The sequence below is a fragment of the Parasphingorhabdus sp. JC815 genome (assembly GCF_040717415.1).
Lineage (GTDB): Bacteria > Pseudomonadota > Alphaproteobacteria > Sphingomonadales > Sphingomonadaceae > Parasphingorhabdus.
In genome coordinates this window covers 207,596-223,094 of sequence record NZ_JBFEFM010000002.1, presented here as the reverse complement: position 1 = coordinate 223,094, position 15,499 = coordinate 207,596, and the positions used below count along the sequence as shown (strand labels likewise).

General features: G+C 53.1%; 16 protein-coding genes. 3 read left to right on the top strand and 13 right to left on the bottom strand.

The window, feature by feature from the left end:
• Positions 1–20: 20 nt before the first annotated feature.
• Positions 21–233, bottom strand: coding sequence for a hypothetical protein (locus tag AB1K62_RS06895; protein ID WP_367002399.1), 213 nt, complete (start codon positions 231–233; stop codon positions 21–23).
• Between AB1K62_RS06895 and AB1K62_RS06890 the strand changes: the two genes are divergently transcribed.
• Entirely contained in the window at positions 232–1,083 is an 852-nt protein-coding gene (locus tag AB1K62_RS06890; protein ID WP_367002397.1) for a hypothetical protein, read from the top strand. The two genes, AB1K62_RS06895 and AB1K62_RS06890, sit on opposite strands and share 2 nt — an antisense overlap.
• A gap of 60 nt (positions 1,084–1,143) precedes the next feature.
• On the opposite strand, the gene AB1K62_RS06885 is transcribed toward AB1K62_RS06890, so the two are convergent.
• The 6 genes from AB1K62_RS06885 to AB1K62_RS06860 form a co-directional block, all read right to left on the bottom strand.
• The gene (locus AB1K62_RS06885) at positions 1,144–1,737 is read right to left on the bottom strand and encodes a VOC family protein (protein WP_367002395.1); all 594 of its coding nucleotides are present in this window, start codon (positions 1,735–1,737) and stop codon (positions 1,144–1,146) included.
• Between the two features lie 110 nt (positions 1,738–1,847).
• The gene (locus AB1K62_RS06880) at positions 1,848–2,504 is read right to left on the bottom strand and encodes a carboxymuconolactone decarboxylase family protein (protein ID WP_367002393.1); all 657 of its coding nucleotides are present in this window, start codon (positions 2,502–2,504) and stop codon (positions 1,848–1,850) included.
• Between the two features lie 10 nt (positions 2,505–2,514).
• A complete protein-coding gene (locus tag AB1K62_RS06875; RefSeq protein ID WP_367002391.1) occupies positions 2,515–2,904 on the bottom strand; it encodes a nuclear transport factor 2 family protein in 390 nt (129 codons plus the stop codon).
• Positions 2,905–2,954: 50 nt separating this feature from the next.
• Positions 2,955–4,244 carry an MFS transporter gene (locus AB1K62_RS06870; RefSeq protein ID WP_367002389.1) on the bottom strand — a complete coding sequence of 430 codons (1,290 nt, stop codon included), beginning with the start codon at positions 4,242–4,244 and terminating at the stop codon, positions 2,955–2,957.
• Positions 4,245–4,343: 99 nt separating this feature from the next.
• On the bottom strand, positions 4,344–5,066 hold the full coding sequence (locus tag AB1K62_RS06865) for a glutathione binding-like protein (RefSeq protein ID WP_367002387.1): 723 nt from the start codon (positions 5,064–5,066) through the stop codon (positions 4,344–4,346).
• Positions 5,067–5,187: 121 nt separating this feature from the next.
• Complete coding sequence (locus AB1K62_RS06860) at positions 5,188–7,419, bottom strand: TonB-dependent receptor (RefSeq protein WP_367002386.1); 2,232 nt, start codon at positions 7,417–7,419, stop codon at positions 5,188–5,190.
• Positions 7,420–7,543: 124 nt separating this feature from the next.
• Here AB1K62_RS06860 and AB1K62_RS06855 point away from each other — a divergent pair, with 124 nt between their 5' ends.
• Together AB1K62_RS06855 and AB1K62_RS06850 are read left to right on the top strand one after the other, a co-directional pair.
• Positions 7,544–8,050: a DUF3237 domain-containing protein gene (locus AB1K62_RS06855; RefSeq protein ID WP_367002384.1), complete on the top strand. Its 507-nt coding sequence runs from the start codon at positions 7,544–7,546 to the stop codon at positions 8,048–8,050.
• A 2-nt stretch (positions 8,051–8,052) separates the two neighbouring features.
• Entirely contained in the window at positions 8,053–8,805 is a 753-nt protein-coding gene (locus AB1K62_RS06850; protein WP_367002382.1) for a glutathione binding-like protein, read from the top strand.
• A 26-nt stretch (positions 8,806–8,831) separates the two neighbouring features.
• Here AB1K62_RS06850 and AB1K62_RS06845 read toward each other — a convergent pair whose 3' ends face one another.
• The 6 genes from AB1K62_RS06845 to AB1K62_RS06820 all read right to left on the bottom strand — a co-directional run bounded on the left by AB1K62_RS06845 (position 8,832) and on the right by AB1K62_RS06820 (position 15,498).
• A complete protein-coding gene (locus tag AB1K62_RS06845) occupies positions 8,832–9,536 on the bottom strand; it encodes a glutathione S-transferase N-terminal domain-containing protein (RefSeq protein WP_367002380.1) in 705 nt (234 codons plus the stop codon).
• Positions 9,533–10,708 carry a CoA transferase gene (locus AB1K62_RS06840; protein WP_367002378.1) on the bottom strand — a complete coding sequence of 392 codons (1,176 nt, stop codon included), beginning with the start codon at positions 10,706–10,708 and terminating at the stop codon, positions 9,533–9,535. Before AB1K62_RS06840 ends, AB1K62_RS06845 begins: the two co-directional genes overlap by 4 nt.
• Before the next feature lie 233 nt (positions 10,709–10,941).
• Positions 10,942–11,382 carry a lipocalin-like domain-containing protein gene (locus tag AB1K62_RS06835; RefSeq protein ID WP_367002376.1) on the bottom strand — a complete coding sequence of 147 codons (441 nt, stop codon included), beginning with the start codon at positions 11,380–11,382 and terminating at the stop codon, positions 10,942–10,944.
• A complete protein-coding gene (gene paaN, locus AB1K62_RS06830) occupies positions 11,372–13,090 on the bottom strand; it encodes a phenylacetic acid degradation protein PaaN (RefSeq protein WP_367002375.1) in 1,719 nt (572 codons plus the stop codon). The genes AB1K62_RS06835 and paaN overlap by 11 nt, the downstream gene beginning before the upstream one ends.
• Before the next feature lie 10 nt (positions 13,091–13,100).
• Positions 13,101–14,261 (bottom strand): acetyl-CoA C-acyltransferase, encoded by a 1,161-nt coding sequence (locus tag AB1K62_RS06825; protein ID WP_367002373.1) that lies wholly within the window; start codon positions 14,259–14,261, stop codon positions 13,101–13,103.
• A gap of 1 nt (position 14,262) precedes the next feature.
• Positions 14,263–15,498, bottom strand: coding sequence for an acetyl-CoA acetyltransferase (locus AB1K62_RS06820; protein WP_367002371.1), 1,236 nt, complete (start codon positions 15,496–15,498; stop codon positions 14,263–14,265).
• Position 15,499 lies beyond the last annotated feature (1 nt).

Sequence of the window (15,499 nt, the reverse complement as noted above, 5' to 3'; positions counted from 1 at the left end):
TAGCTGCATCATATTTGCTATCAATGGTCGCGCAAGCTATGGTTAATCCTGACTTTCGGGACAGCCTGATAATGGGCTGAACCATCATTGGCCTTTGAAGCATTTTGCTTGGCGTTTCGGCTTTGATAGCCAGCTTTGGTCCATTGCTCGACCTGTTCCGCAAGGTCTGTAAGATACTGCCCTTTGGCCAAGGCTTTCATTGCGTTAATCACCCATAGCAGAGGAGTAATCATGCCGCACGGAGAGATTGATACCGTTAAAGCTGATATGACACATATTTATAACCAGCCCGACCCACGCCATTATTTCCGTGAGCTTGGTAAGGTTGATTACAAGCTTCCTGACCGCGCAAAACCTGTTTTCTCGCCTTTGATCAACTATCTCGAAAACCGTAAAGAAGCCCCTGTATGCGCGTTAGATCTGGGCTGTTCCTATGGCATAAATGCGGCGCTGCTAAAGCATGATATTGATATGGATGATCTCCATAAACGCTGGACAGACCCGCAGTTTGACAGCGCTACACCTGAAGAGATTATTGATGCCGATCGTCGTTTCTTTAATGATCTTCCTGTAACCAATATGGCGACTGTCATCGGCCTGGACTCTTCAGCATTAGCAATAAGCTATGGCAATAAAACCGGACTGCTTGACGCCGGAATGGCGCTGGATCTGGAAGAAGAACACTTGCCTGATGCAACGGCTAAGGCTTTGCTTCCGGTTGATCTGGTCATGTCAACGGGCTGTATCGGTTATGTTACCGAAACCAGTTTCGCAAAGCTGATGCCCGTCATAACCCAAGGAAGACAACCTTGGTTAGCAAATTTCGTGCTGCGAATGTATCCCTTCGACCCCATTGCACAGGAATTAGCCAAACATGGCTATGTTACCGAAAAGCTCGACAATGAACAGTTCGTCCAGCGCACCTTCGTATCGCGTGAAGAGCAAGAGGGCGTGCTTGAAAGACTCGCTCATCAAGGCCTTGATCCAGTAGGAGAAGATGGTGGGAAGCTGATCGCTGAATTTTATCTGTCACGGCCTAAACAGGATGCCGAGAAACCCTTGCGCGATCTTTTGGGATTATAAAGCAGAAACAAAAAGGCCCGGCGCAGTGGCCGGGCCATAAGGGACTTTGGAAAATCGTGATTATTCTGCCGGAACGGCTGTCCGTCCGGTAACGAAGCCTTCGCGCTTGGTGCCGTCGGCCTGGACTGGGTCATGGGCAACGTCGCTTTCGTCGAACACCTTGGTCCATGCTGCAAATTCAAGGCATACGCCATCAGGATCAAAGAAATAGACCGAGCGGACATAGACATCATCGTTCATTTCTTCCGATGCCTGGGTCGGTGAATTATCATGGTTCAGCTTTTTGGTGACTTCGACGCCCTTCTCAACGAGCCGGTCATAATATTCGTCAAACCGTTCAGCGGGAATATTGATAGCGATATGGTTCATCGACCCGTGCGCCGACATGAAATTACCTTTGGTCGGAAGTGCTTCCGGTGCAGAAATACCGGGTACAGCCTCTGGCGCATTGGGGAACCAGAAAAAGGCAATACAGTCGCCATTGCCGACATCAAAAAAGAAATGCTGGCCATTACCACCGGGAAGGTCGAGCGTCTTGACGAGCGGCATTCCCAAAATATCACGGTAAAACTCGACGGTTTTTGCCATATCCTTGCACACCAGTGCGAGATGGTTGACGCCGCAAAATTCGAATTCTTTATTAGTTTCTACCATGTTCCTTCTCCATTCCTGATAGCAATTTCTTACCTCTATTATTAGCAGACCCATTGATAACCGTCAAATTGCTTGACGGTTATCAATGGGACACGAGGCCGGATGTACATCTATTTCTTTGACGCATCCCTGGAAGCCGGCGCGCTAAGAAAGTCGGCAGCATCAAAGCCTTCGGGTGCTGCAATTTCGACAATCGGATCTTCGCGGTTGTCAAATTCCATTCGCAAAGCGCGGGTGATGACAGCGTGCATATCGTATAGGCAGGTGATGTAAGTAAATTCGAAAATCTGCTCGTCATCCCAGAAAGTCTTGAGCTTGTCGAAAACTTCCGTCGGCACGCGCCCGCTCGCCTGTGTGAGACAGTCTGCATAGGCAAGAACAGCGCGTTCCTGTTCGTCATAGCAATCGGCAACGGTCCAGTGGCCGATGGCTTCGATCTTCTCTTCGCTCACACCCAGACCGCGCAGTGACTTGCAATGCTGGGAAAACACAAACTGGCTACCCTTTACCCAGCCCGCACGGGTTTGACCCAGTTCACGAAGCACGGGGTCAATCTTGCGCGCAGGATGGCGATAGACTGCAAACCCATCAACCGCATGTTTGAAAATATCGGGAGCAAGAGCAAACACCGTCCACCAGTCTCCTGGCGTGCCGGTCGCAGTGCCCGGTTCAGCAACCGGATCGCGGTCACCGAACAGGCGGTCGTAATAAGCAAGAACTGTTTCGTCGGTCACTTCTGATCGTGGAACCTGGCGCAATATTGGCATGGTTTACTCCTTAAGCATATTTGCGGAATGCAGCGACATGGGCTGAATCAAAATATTCATCCAGTCGCGTGATTTTCCCGTCTTCAACCTTGCAGATGATTGCGCAAGGCAGGCGTACTTCAACGTCGTCATTGACGCGCTTGCCGGTCAACACATGTTGCTGAACAAAGCCGCCGGGATAGACAGTCAGACGACGGTCGGCATAACGGCGATCCTTGATCCGGGCCACGAGACCGGTCAACGTCTGCGCCGTTTGTGCCGGGCTGACAATCTGCTCGTCGGTATTGTGCCAGATTTCTGCATCAGCCGTAAAGCTGCTCTGCATTGTTTCAATATCGCCTTGCTCAATCGCATCAAAAAACTGCTGCGCCATGGCGCGGATATTTTCAGCTTCGCTCATAATCTCTCCTAATTGTCTGACAACGGACATACGGCCATTATTGGCCGCTATCATTCCGCGAAATCATTATCCAGATACCGGGTCATGGCAAATTGTGCGATCCCGGCTGCAACTGCGACGGGAACAAGTGTCATCAATGCCCAGCGCAGGCTTTCGTCGCTATAAGCCGGTTTTAATGCGTCGCTTACCATGCCCACGAACACAGGACCCAGACCAAGGCCGACAATGTTAAACATCAGCATCAGCACCGCTGCGGCTGTCGCACGTGTGCGCGGCGGCGTCAGATTTTGAACCAATGCCAGTGCCGGTGCAACATAGGCAGTGCAGGCTGCCATAGGGATGAGCATAAGTGCGAGGGATAATTGCCAACTGTCCACAAGTAGCGCGGCAATAAAAGTCGGGACCAGCACAGCTGTAGCAATGGCGGGAATCGTGCCATAAGCTTTGGCAGATTTGCGCGCAGCACGGCTAACCAGCCAGCCGCCACCCAAAATACCGACACCAAAGGTAATGCCGGCAGCAGGAGCGAACCATGTAGCCATCGCTGACAGCGGCATTCCCTGTGTGCGCATTAAAAATGCCGGAATCCAGTTGAGCATGCCATAGCTGACAAATGCTGCAAGCCCGCTGGCGATCATGACCATGCGCAGGGACCGCCGACGAATGAACATCGCCAGACTTTGCTTGAAAGGCAAGGCTTCATCGGCGGGTTTATGCGTGTCCATTTGCCCGCGCGCAGGTTCTCGCACAAGCCAGATGAGCAGTGGCGCGACGAGAATACCAACGATGCCGATGACAATAAACGCTCCGCGCCAACCGATATGGGTCGCTGCCCATCCGCCAAATGCGGCACCAACAAAAACTCCGAACGGGCCGTTGAGCGTAAACAGGCCAATCGCCAGAGGCCGGCGATCGGGAGGATAGAAATCGGCGATCAGGGACAGCGACGGCGCTGTGCCGCCAGCTTCTCCCGCGCCGACGCCAAAGCGGAGGACCGCCAGTTGCCAGAAGTTTGAAACCATCCCGCATGCGGCGGTAAAACCGCTCCAGACCACACAGGCTATCCCGATTAATTTGACCCGGTTCCAGCGGTCAGCGATCATCGCGACCGGAACACCCATTGCTGCATAAAACAGGGCGAAAGCCATGCCAGTGAGCAGCCCGAATTGGGTATCGCTGAACTGCATTTCAGCGCGGATTGGTTCAACCAGAACAGATAAAAGCTGACGATCGACAAAATTGATTGTGCCGACGAGAAATAACATGAGGAGCGCGACGTTACGTCGCAGGGCCGATACGCTGTCGGCTGGACCTGTATTTAGAGCGGTGGCTTGCGACATATCTCTCCCAATCAGCAACTTTATGCTGTAAAAATACTTAGCTATTTAAGGTTATCTGTCAATCTGCTTTATGGTAATTTGATAAAAGTAAGAGAGGATCTAACGTGAAGGGGCGTTGAGCATATTCTTGCCAAACAGGTTCGACCATTGCTCCTGCGAAAGCACGGGCCGCGCACTTGACAGATTGGCTGCATTTTTTACGTCGGTTCCACTGATAACCGCAGGGCGCTGTGCTATCTCGTCGAACCAGCGCTGGACTGCGGGATAATCTTCAAGCGTCAATCCGATCGCACGGACGGCGCGGGCCCACGGCCATGTGGCTATATCGGCAACCGAATATTCCTCAGCCAGATAGTCCGTCTCGCTCAACCGCCCGTTCAGGACATTGAGAAGCCGGATCGTTTCGTTACGATAGCGTTCAACCGGATAGGTCTGACCCTCTGGTGCGTAACGGATGAAGTGATGCGCCTGTCCCTGCATGGGGCCAAAGCTGGCCATTTGCCACATCAGCCATTGCTGTGCCTGACTGCGGCGACGCGGATCGTCGGGCAATAGCTGACCGCTTTTTTCGGCTAGATAGAGCAGGATGGCGCCTGATTCAAAAACCGGTAGCGGCTCGCTGTCTGCTTCTGGGCCGTTGATGGGTTCATGATCGACAATTGCAGGTAAGCGGCCATTCGGGTTGATACGTCGGTATTCAGGGGTCAGATGATCGCCCTTTAACATGTCCATGTTGATCAGGCGGTGCGGCAAGCCGGTTTCTTCCAGCATGATCGAAACTTTGTGGCCGTTGGGCGTGGGGGTAAAATAGACATCAATCATGGATTAGTACTTTCAACCATAAGTGCATAGGGGGTAAAAATGGCAACGACCGCAGCCGCCGTTTCCCGGTACAGGAAAACGCCAACTGCGGTCGTTGCATCAGTCATGATTGGACTTTTGCCTAGAATTTGAATCCCGCTTCAAACGAAATATTACGGGTCGGTTCCAGATAAAGTATCGCGCGCTCATGTGCCGTGATCGGGAATGGCAGTCTGAATGCGCTTCCGGTGGTAAGCTGGTTGGTCAGATTTTTGCCAACCAGTGCGATGTGCCAGCGATCTTCAATATCGGAAATCTGAGCACGCAGGTCGAGTTTGACATAACCTTTTTGAACGCCAAATCTTGGATCCTGATCGTCCGAGTTGAAATATTTCGAACGTCCGGCTGCGATTCCGGTAATATCGAATTTGAGGTCGTTCGATATATCGAAACCAGCATGTGCGGTCACGCTGCCCGTGAATTTGGATGCAAGTGCAGGACGGAAGCCAGCCAGATTATTGGTGAGCGGGTCACATGCGACTTGCGAAGCCAGACATGCAGCACCAGGATAATCGTTGTATTTCAGATCCTGATAAGCCCCCGACGCAGTAATGTCGAAATAGGGAGACAGGAACAGGCTAAGCGCAGCTTCGATACCTTTTGAGGTAGCACTGGCCGCATTGCCGGTCAGGTAGCTGGACTTGCTGGGCTGATAAACCGAAACCTGCAGGTCCTTGAACTTTGTATCATAAGCAGAAACGTTGGCCACGACCTTTCCGTCGAACAGGGTTGATTTAAGGCCAATCTCATAGTTGCGGGATTTTTCCGGCTCGAACGAGAAAGTGCTATCAACTGTGCCGAGCGAGTTGCTGACAAAGCCGCCCGATTTGGAACCACGGCCATATGTAGCATAGACCATGACACGCGGTGCGATATCATATTGGATCGTTGCCGATGGATCCAGATTGCCTTCGCTAATTGAACCGACGGCACTGGAAATCGGACGAATGGGGAAGGGGCCATATTCAAGCCGTGATGCAAAATCAGCTTCCTTGTCGGTATGCGTGTAACGCAGGCTACCAATGAAGCGCAGGTTATCATTGATGTTCAACGTACCCTGACCAAATACCGAATAGGAGTCGGCTTTCTGGTTAAACCGGCTGTTGATCAAACCAAAGTAAGGAAAACCCCCTAAATCAAGGATGTCGAAGCCCTGTAGCTGGTCAAGCTGGTAGTTGGAGTGATCGTAATAAACACCAGCGATAAATTCAAAGGTCCGTCCGGTTGGAGACAAGATGCGCAGTTCTTGGGAGAACTGGTCAAACCGCTCGGGAAAGGCGTTGTAAACAGAATTATTTGTTACTGCGCCGCCGCTGTTCGGTATCGTCTGGTCAAAGCCGTTAACGATCTTGGCGTTGAACCATGAATAGCCGGTGATCGACGTCAAAGTATAGTCACCAAGCGCGATATTGGCGGTTCCCGATGCCATGATCGATTCGACCTGATTGCCTTCGTCACCCAAGGGGGAGCGCTCCAGAAAACGGTCCGTATTGGGGTCCTGGGCGCTACCGGTCGGGCTGGAAACTGTTATGCCTCCAACGACATCGCGATTCGCATATTCAAGCTTTGTTGTGAAATCGAAATTGTCCGATGGTTCCCATTTAACCGTTCCGCGCAACAGTTGCTGTTTGGTTTCCGGATCATCATGATCGGTGGCACGGTTGTAAATATAGCCGTCCTGTTTGACGACTTTATAAGCCAGACGTGCGCTAAGCGTGTCGGTGATTGGACCAGAGACATAGCCCGAAATATCGATGCCTTTATGATCGAAATTATAAAGCGCAGTCAATGCGCCTTCGGGGGCGTCAGTCGGTCCGGCCGAGACAACGCTGACAGCACCAGCGGCAGTGTTTTTGCCGAACAGGGCACCCTGTGGTCCGCGCAGGACTTCTACGCGCTCAAGGTCGAAAAACGGAGCCTGCGCCTGACGCGAACGTCCGGCATAAACGCCGTCAACATACAGCGAAACCGACTGGTCGAACGCAAAGTTTGCTGGCGGGGAACCGAAACCACGGATATAAATGACGTCATTGCCCGCCGTCGACTGGACGAAGACGTTTGGCGCATAGTTCATCACCGATTTGATGTCGCCGGCATTAAAGTCAGCCAGTTTCTGGCCGCTAACGACTTCCATGGAAATCGGAACGTCCTGAAGATTCTGTTCGCGCTTTTGCGCGGTGACAACGATTTCGCTATCCCACTGTTTAGCAGCTGGCGCAGCACTATCTTCGGCAGTTTGCGCGACGACCGGCGTGGCCGATACTAAGGCGGCGATGGCCGCACTGGTGAATAATATCCGATTATGTGATTTCATAAATATCTCCCTAAAAACATTTTATGACGGATCTCAAAGTCCCGTTCGTCCGTCAATTTAATTGACCCTTAGTATACTAATGGTCCTATAGTTGTCTATAGCTATAAAATGGAGGATTCGGAATATGACTGATAAAAATTCGAAAAACGAAAAACTGTGCTTATCCAGCAACTATTTATGTACAGCCGAGTTTGAGGTCGGGGGCGGTCTTATTGGAATCGGTCAGTCACCGTTCGGCGATCAGCGAATGGGTTATATAACGGGCGGCCGGATTTCCGGCCCACGGATCAGCGGGAAAATCCTTCCGGGTGGGGGCAATTGGACACGCGGTGGACGGTTGGGAAATGATGCGTCGGTGGGCACTTTTGATGCACGCGCGGTCTGGGAAACCGATGACGGCGATTTGATTTACCTCACCTATAACGGACGCAATGTTATTCCCGATGATGTCCGCGCTGCATTTGTTGATCCCGCAAAGCCTTATGTCGATCCGTCCCGCTATTATTTGCGGATTGCGCCGGTGTTTGAAACGGCGAGTGAGAAATATAGCTGGTTGAACGGTGTGCTGGCCGTTGGTGTAGGTGAACGTACCGATTTTGGTGTCCGTCACATCATCCATGAAATCCGCTAAAAATGATTGATCTGCATTATTCGGCGACCCCGAACGGTCAGAAGATTGCGATTATGCTGGAAGAGATTGAAGCACCCTTTCGCGTTATCCCTTATGATATTTTCAATGGCGATCAACTGACAGCAAAATTCGGGCGGATCAACCCCAATCATAAGCTACCGGCGATCGTCGATCATGCGCCCAATGGCACTGATGATACCTGCGAAAATTCTGACCAGCCTGTGACGGTTTTTGAATCGGGAGCAATTCTGCAATATTTAGCGGAGAAGAGCGGGAAGTTCCTGCCTGCATCGGGTGCGGAGCGGGCGTCTGTTTTATCATGGTTGACCTGGCAGGTGGCCGGGCTGGGCCCGATGGGCGGACAGGCCAGCCATTTTCTGCGCTATGCTCCGTCAGGACAGGAATATGCGGTGAAACGCTATACCAGTGAAATGACACGGCTGCTTAACGTGCTTGAAAAGCGGTTGACGCAAAGCCGTTATGTCGGGGGTGATGAATATAGCATCGCCGACATTGCGATCTGGCCGGGCCGGGCGTCTGCTTTTGTGTTGGGGGCAGAGAAGACGACGAACGAGTGGCCCGCTATGCACGCGTGGTTTGAACGTATCCGCGAACGTCCAGCAGTCGCCCGCGCGATGGGGCGCGCCGATCTTGCGGCTCCAGAAAAATATTTGCGCCGGAATCAAAAACTGGATCAACAGCAATGGTCAAACATGTTCGGTGAGGCCAATCACCGGGCGGTAAAAGGCGACTAACATAGCGTTTGAACCACTGCTGCGCCTTACCGCGCTTTATGTTGCTGGTCGCCCCACAAGATTTCGCGGTGCTCATCGGTAAATCCGGACAGCCCGCCCTCAATGGTTTCGGCGCGGGCAACACCGACTTGCATGCCTTCGGCAACTGCGGGACGCTCAAGCATCGCTTTGCCCCAGCGGTCAACGCCCGGATATTGCCCGGCCTTGTCGATCAACTGGCGGCGCAAATAGGGCAGGGTGGCCATATCAGCGATGCTATATTCTTCACCCGCCAGCCATTCGGCCTCAGCCAGCCGCTTGTCGAGCACCATCATCAAACGCTCTGCTTCGCGCGTATAGCGAGCGATGGCATATTCATGCCGGTCCTTGGCGTAATGAGTAAAATGCGCCTGTTGCCCGAACATCGGTCCGATGCCTGATACCTGAAACATCAACCATTGCCAGCAGGTCGCGCGCGCCACTGGATCGGCAGGAATGAAACGCCCGGTTTTTTCGCTAAGGTAAAGCAGGATCGCGCCCGTTTCCCAAAGGGTGAAACCCGGACCATCCGGTCCCTCATCGTCAATAATCACTGGCGTTTTATTATTGGGGTTGAGCGCCAGAAATTCCGGCGTCAATTGATCCCCTGCCAGAATGTCAACAGGTTCAAGTTGCCATTCCAGTTCCATTTCCAATAGCGCAATCGCGATCTTGCGCGCATTGGGGGTCGGGCCACCATATAGGGTGATCATTCCGCTGCGCCGTCCTTACCAAGCCAGCGTTCGATGACATTGTCGCTATCTTGCCCAATTTTCAGCGGTGCAGGCCGCCGGACACTGCCGGGGGTTTTGGACATTTTCGGAAAGACACCCTGCATGGTGACTTCACCCAATTCTTCGTCAGCGATAGTCACCAATGCTTCGCGCGCTGCGAAATGCGGGTCGGCCATCATATCTTCGGCATCATAAATGCGACCGGCCGGAACGCCCGCTTCCAACATTTTGGCTTCCAATTCCTCAACCGTCAGTGTCTTTGTCCATTCGCTGATCAACGCATCCAGCTCTTCCTGACGCGCACCACGTGCCGTGTGCGTGGCATAGCGTTCATCGGTGGCCAGTTCAGGCTGTCCCATCGCTTTGGCCAGACGGGCAAAAACGCCGTCCTGATTGGCGCCGATCAGATATTCGCCATCGCGGCACGGATAAACGTTTGAGGGCGCAATAGCGGGTAGGGTGGACCCGGTACGTTGTCGTTTGGTGCCGCTGGCCGAATAATCGGATATGGTCGATTCCATGACCTGCAATACAGATTCATATAGCGCAGAATCGATAATCTGTCCTTCGCCAGTCTTGTCACGGTGGTGCAATGCAGCAAGCGCGCCCATGCAGCCATAGCTGGCAGCAAGCGTGTCCCCGATGGATACACCCATGCGCGCGGGCGGGCGGTCGGGATGGCCGACAATTCCGCGCCATCCGCCCATCGCCTCACCAATGCCGCCGAATCCGGCTTGCGCTGAATAAGGGCCGGTCTGACCATAGCCGGACACGCGAACCACGATTAGTCCCGGGTTGATTTTTTGCAGGTCAACAGGGTCGAGATTCCATTTCTCCAATGTGCCGGGACGGAAGTTCTCGATCAATATATCAGCCTTGGCGATCAGGTCGCGGGCCAGTTTCTGGCCTTCCTCTGAGCGCAGGTTGCATGCCACCGAATATTTGTTGCGAGCGATTACCCGCCACCAGCTTGGTTTTTCGCCCTGACCCCAGTGGCGCATCGGATCGCCGGTTTCCGGTGGTTCAAGTTTAACGATTTCAGCGCCCATATCGCCAAGTAATTGCCCGCAGAAAGGACCAGCGATCAGTTGCCCCATTTCAACCACGCGGATGCCTTCCAGCGCTCCGCCATTGCTGTTTGTTTCAGTCATGTTGTTCCTTTCGAGAGCTATATGGGAGCAATCATATCACGCCGCGACGATAGGAATCACGCGAACATGTAATCAATATACTTAGCATGCTATGTAATATTGATTTTGTAAAGCGTGACATCCCGATCAGGCACAGTTTATCTTGTGCCCGCTCGGTTCTGTGGGAGAAGAAATAGACTGGACGATAACAAGTCGAAACCGCGAACAAGCAGATTTTACATCTATTTGGGCACCTATTGAGCCAATTTTTGCCACTGTAGAATATGATGCCGTTTGCCGCCATCCTTGGTCACTTCAAAGGCGGAAAGCGTAAGTCCATCGTCACCGCTGAACCGGGCAACACGGCGTTGCTGTGTCCCGGTCATATCGGGGTTTAACGACATGGTAACACTATGGACAACTTCATCGCCATCAAGTTCCCACGGCCCGGCATAGTGAAAATAGCTGTCAAATGCGGCTGTTTTCTGTGCTTCGCTGGCGTTGCGCGCATTGGCTAGTCCAAAAGCCGGGCGCTCTGCCTTGGCTATGCTGGCTGTCATTGTGCCATCAGATGAATATATAATATAACCATGGGCGCCTTCTCCGAAAGGGCGGGTCACGGCGCCGTCGGAATATTCAATCCGCCAGTCGATAAGCCGCCACGCGCCGATGAAATCGCTGCGATCATGCGGCATGACTGTGGACCTTTTCGCGCGCCGGACGGCGATGCTGCACTATACGAAAGCGTCCCGCAACAAATGCGAGATCGGCAAGACAGGCATTGCCCGCCGGATTAAGGCCCGACACATGATAGTCGCTATAGGCTGCCGCGAAATTGGCCCACATCGCGCCATGGAGATTGATTGACAGGTTCATTCCCGCCTGGGCATAGGCATCAAGCGAGCGGTCGATAAACGCTTCATCCGTGGAATAGAGATAGGAGGAAATCGCTCCGTGTTGTTGTGCCAAAGCGGTTGCTTCGGTGACGGCTTCATCGCCGCTGGAAGCTGCAATAATGAACATCACCGGGCCAAAATGCTCCTCGGCATAAAGCGCGGCATTGTCAGCGGGTAGAGTAACGACCAGCGGCGTCATGGTGCGTGCATCCGGGAAATCGGGATGCGGATAGCTGGACGGCTCCCGTAAAATCCGCGCGTCGGGATTCTGCTTGGCGCGTTTGGCAATATCGCGCACAATATCACAGCTTGGTTCAGCCTGAACCGCGCCCATGATACCGGCGGCTGTTTTCGGATTATCCGCTATAATGTCAATGGCAGCAACCAGTGCGGCAGCCACCTCGTCAAACGAAACATGCCCCGCATCGGTTGTGATTCCGCCAGCCGGCACATAGATGTTTTGCGGACTGGTGCACATCTGGGCAGAGAACAGACAGGTTGCGCGCGCAATTGCGGTGGTCGTCGCGGACAGATCAGCACATGATTCCAGCACCACTGAATTAATTCCGGCAGTTTCTGTAAAAAGCAGTTTTCCGGTGACGGTGGCCTCCAGATGGCCTCCATATCGCGGGCTGCCGGTAAAATCGACGATCTGCACCGCCGGATCGTCGATATAACGCTGGGCTATAGGTGTCTCCATTGTGTCCACCGCGATCGTTACAAGATTGGAATCAAAACCATATTGCTCCAATACTTTACGGCATTGTTGCACCACAATAGCCATTGGCAGGATAGAAATAGGGTGCGGTTTGACAATGACCGGATTGCCCGTTGCAAGGCTTGCAAACATCGCGGGGTAAGCGTTCCATGTCGGGAACGACGCGCAGCAGATAACAAGTCCGATACCGCGCGGAACCAATGTGTAAAACTTGTCGAGCGAAACATCCTCTTTGCCGAACGTCCGCTCCCAGCGTGCATTGGGGAGCACATCGCGCATCGCCTTTGTAGCATAGGCAAGGGCTTCGATCCCCCGGTCCAGTGCGTTAGGACCACTGCCGCTGAATGCTTGCGTATAGCTTTGCCCAGCAACATGCATAACGCTATGCGCCATTTCAAAATTGCGTGCGTAAAGTTGTTCCGCCATTTCCAGACAAAGTGCAATCCTCACTTCCGGATCGGTTTTGCTCCACTGTGCCATTGCCTCTTGCGCGGCGGTAATCAGGGCGGCGGGATCGCTTACAGGATAATCTATGCCGAGCGGTTGCCGCGTGAACGGTGAGATTTCACCGCCGGTACGACTGGATATGCCTGGTTGATCCAGATCGAATGGCTTGCCAAGCTGTGCTTCAAATGCCGCCTTTCCGGCTTCAGGTGCACCGGGCGTATGAAAGCGCGAACTGGGGGAATCGCGAAACGGGCTCCAATTTTTGCGCGTGTTGACGGCATCAATAGCTGCATCCAGCGTTGAAGCATGTCGTTCGATAAGGTCGTTCAGTTTTTCCGTCATAATATCCTGCTCAATTTACGCGTTCTACTATCATCGCAGTGCCAACACCTGATGCGCCGCTCATCACCACAAGTCCTAGCGTGCCGTTGCAGACGTCAAGACTATCGAGCAGAGTCGATGCAAGAATCGCTCCGCTAGCGCCCATCGGATGCCCCTTTGCGATATGGCCGCCGGAAACGTTCACGCGTGCCGGGTCGACTTTGCGATCGCGCATGAATTTGGCAATCGTGACAGCAAAAGCCTCCATAAACTCTATGCTGTCCATATCCGCCAATGTGAGGCCAGTTGAAGCCAAGGTTTTGTCCATTGCCCTAAAGCCGGCAGTCAGGGAGTCTTCGGGATTCCCGCCAGACTCGGCAAAGCCAAGGATGCGCGCGCGCGGTTGCAGGCCAAGATTGCTGCCACCGACTAGTGCCAACCCCGCGCCGTCACATACTGGTGGTGCATGGCCAAGCGTGAGTTGCGGTGTGAATGTTTCGCCCGCCAATGCTGCTCTATATTGTTCTTGCAATCCGCCAAAAGCGGGCGACATCGCGGCGAGCGATGCGGCATCGGTGCGCGGTCTGATACACTCTTCTGCTTCAAGACCACCGGTGGCTATGCGAGAGCGTTGTAGTGCGGCATCATGTTCAGCCTCCGCTGCTTTATGTTGCGAAGAAAGTGCGATAGCATCAAGCTCGGCGCGGCTTATCCCTTCTTTATTAGTAAGGCGGTCTGCAGCCAATACCACTGGGATATATTGGTGGCGAACCGGAAAAGCCGTATCCGTATAATAGCTCGCATTGTCTCCCATGAACGGTACTCGGCTCATGCACTCTACGCCGCCAGCCAGAACCAGCTTCGCTTGTCCAGAGGCCACTGATGCCGCTGCCATTCCGATAGCAGTCAGGCCGGATGCACAATAATTATTGATGCTATAGGCGGCGCAATCTTCTTGTAGCTCTGCATGCAATTTTGAAACCAGAGCGATATTACCGCCCTGATCTCCCACCTGTCCGACACAGCCCAGTATAAGCGCTTCGGATTGGCCTGTTGACCCGTTACAGCGCTTTTCCAGTGCAGCTATTTGTTGTTTGACGAGTTCTTGCGGTGTTAAAGCAGCTAAACCTCCGTCGGCTTTTGCCTTGCCTCGTGGCGTCCGAACGGCATCGTAAATAAATGTTTCTGCCATGCTATGAGATACCAACAACGAAACTGACAGAGGTCGTCGCGCTGCCGCCAACATTGAAGCTGGCCATATTTTTTGCGCCTTCGATTTGATAGTCCCCGGCATTTCCGGTCACTTGGCGCCAGCTATCGAGCATCATGCGGACACCTGTCGCACCCACCGGATGACCCAGGCCGATTAAACCGCCCGATGGGTTGACCGGCAGCTTCCCCCCTAGTGCAATCGTGCCATCTTCAATCGCACGCCAGCTTTCGCCAGGGGGCGTAATGCCGAAATGGTCAATTGCCATATATTCGGTGATTGAAAAACAGTCGTGCACTTCAACACCGTCGCAAGCGAAGACATCCGGCATTTCTGCGCGGGTTAGGGCATCTGTCATAGCTTTGCGAACACTGGGAAAAACATAGGGATCTTCTCGGCTAGCGCTAACCTTGGTCGAATAGAGCAGGGGCGCTGTCGAATGTCCCCACCCTTTGATGCGTGGGATAGTTTCAAACGGGATACCGCGCCGTTTGGCATATGCCTCTGCTACATCTCGGGAAGCCAGGAAAATTGCAGCCGCACCATCTGTGACCTGTCCGCAATCGGACTTACGCAAGCTGCCTTCGATTGGCGGATTGGCTTCGTCATCAGTTTCTGAGAAATTGTCAGAACCCAATGTCCAACCACGTGTCTGTGAATATGGATTACGCTTTGCATTCGCAAAATTATTCTCCGATATTGCGCGTAGATGGGCCCGGTCCAGTCCGAAACGATCTTCATACTCGGCGGCAACTTGAGAGAACATATAGGGCCAAAGGTATCGCGCCTCTTGTGCTTCGCGTCCCACCCAAGCAGCAGCACCCAGATGTTCTGCAGCTCGTTGTCCGGGCACATTCCGCATCAATTCGATACCGAGGACAAGGGCAAGGCCATAGCGCTCAGCTTCGATTTCGGCGGCTGCGGCTAATATGGCAATAGAGCCAGATGCACAGGCAGCTTCATGCCGGGATGCAGGTATATCTGCAAGATCGGGATGAACATGGCCGAAGAACCCGCCAAGATGACCTTGCCCAGCAAAAAGTTCACCGACGAAATTTCCGACATGGGCAACGTCGACCTCTTTTGGTTCAATTTGAGTGGCGGTAAAAGCGGCCTCGGCTACGTCACGGAATAGCCCGAACATATCGCCGCCCTCGCGTTCAATATTTCGCGCAAAATCGGTTTGCGCGCCGCCTAAAATATAAACTTCGCGGGGCATA

Bases quoted from the DNA above. Each gene is read 5' to 3' on its own strand.
- AB1K62_RS06890 (WP_367002397.1), top strand. From the start codon at position 232: ATGCCGCACGGAGAGATTGATACCGTTAAAGCTGATATGACACATATT.
- AB1K62_RS06895 (WP_367002399.1), bottom strand. From the start codon at position 233: ATGATTACTCCTCTGCTATGGGTGATTAACGCAATGAAAGCCTTGGCC.
- AB1K62_RS06885 (WP_367002395.1), bottom strand. From the start codon at position 1,737: ATGGTAGAAACTAATAAAGAATTCGAATTTTGCGGCGTCAACCATCTC.
- AB1K62_RS06880 (WP_367002393.1), bottom strand. From the start codon at position 2,504: ATGCCAATATTGCGCCAGGTTCCACGATCAGAAGTGACCGACGAAACA.
- AB1K62_RS06875 (WP_367002391.1), bottom strand. From the start codon at position 2,904: ATGAGCGAAGCTGAAAATATCCGCGCCATGGCGCAGCAGTTTTTTGAT.
- AB1K62_RS06870 (WP_367002389.1), bottom strand. From the start codon at position 4,244: ATGTCGCAAGCCACCGCTCTAAATACAGGTCCAGCCGACAGCGTATCG.
- AB1K62_RS06865 (WP_367002387.1), bottom strand. From the start codon at position 5,066: ATGATTGATGTCTATTTTACCCCCACGCCCAACGGCCACAAAGTTTCG.
- AB1K62_RS06860 (WP_367002386.1), bottom strand. From the start codon at position 7,419: ATGAAATCACATAATCGGATATTATTCACCAGTGCGGCCATCGCCGCC.
- AB1K62_RS06855 (WP_367002384.1), top strand. From the start codon at position 7,544: ATGACTGATAAAAATTCGAAAAACGAAAAACTGTGCTTATCCAGCAAC.
- AB1K62_RS06850 (WP_367002382.1), top strand. From the start codon at position 8,053: ATGATTGATCTGCATTATTCGGCGACCCCGAACGGTCAGAAGATTGCG.
- AB1K62_RS06845 (WP_367002380.1), bottom strand. From the start codon at position 9,536: ATGATCACCCTATATGGTGGCCCGACCCCCAATGCGCGCAAGATCGCG.
- AB1K62_RS06840 (WP_367002378.1), bottom strand. From the start codon at position 10,708: ATGACTGAAACAAACAGCAATGGCGGAGCGCTGGAAGGCATCCGCGTG.
- AB1K62_RS06835 (WP_367002376.1), bottom strand. From the start codon at position 11,382: ATGCCGCATGATCGCAGCGATTTCATCGGCGCGTGGCGGCTTATCGAC.
- paaN (WP_367002375.1), bottom strand. From the start codon at position 13,090: ATGACGGAAAAACTGAACGACCTTATCGAACGACATGCTTCAACGCTG.
- AB1K62_RS06825 (WP_367002373.1), bottom strand. From the start codon at position 14,261: ATGGCAGAAACATTTATTTACGATGCCGTTCGGACGCCACGAGGCAAG.
- AB1K62_RS06820 (WP_367002371.1), bottom strand. From the start codon at position 15,498: ATGCCCCGCGAAGTTTATATTTTAGGCGGCGCGCAAACCGATTTTGCG.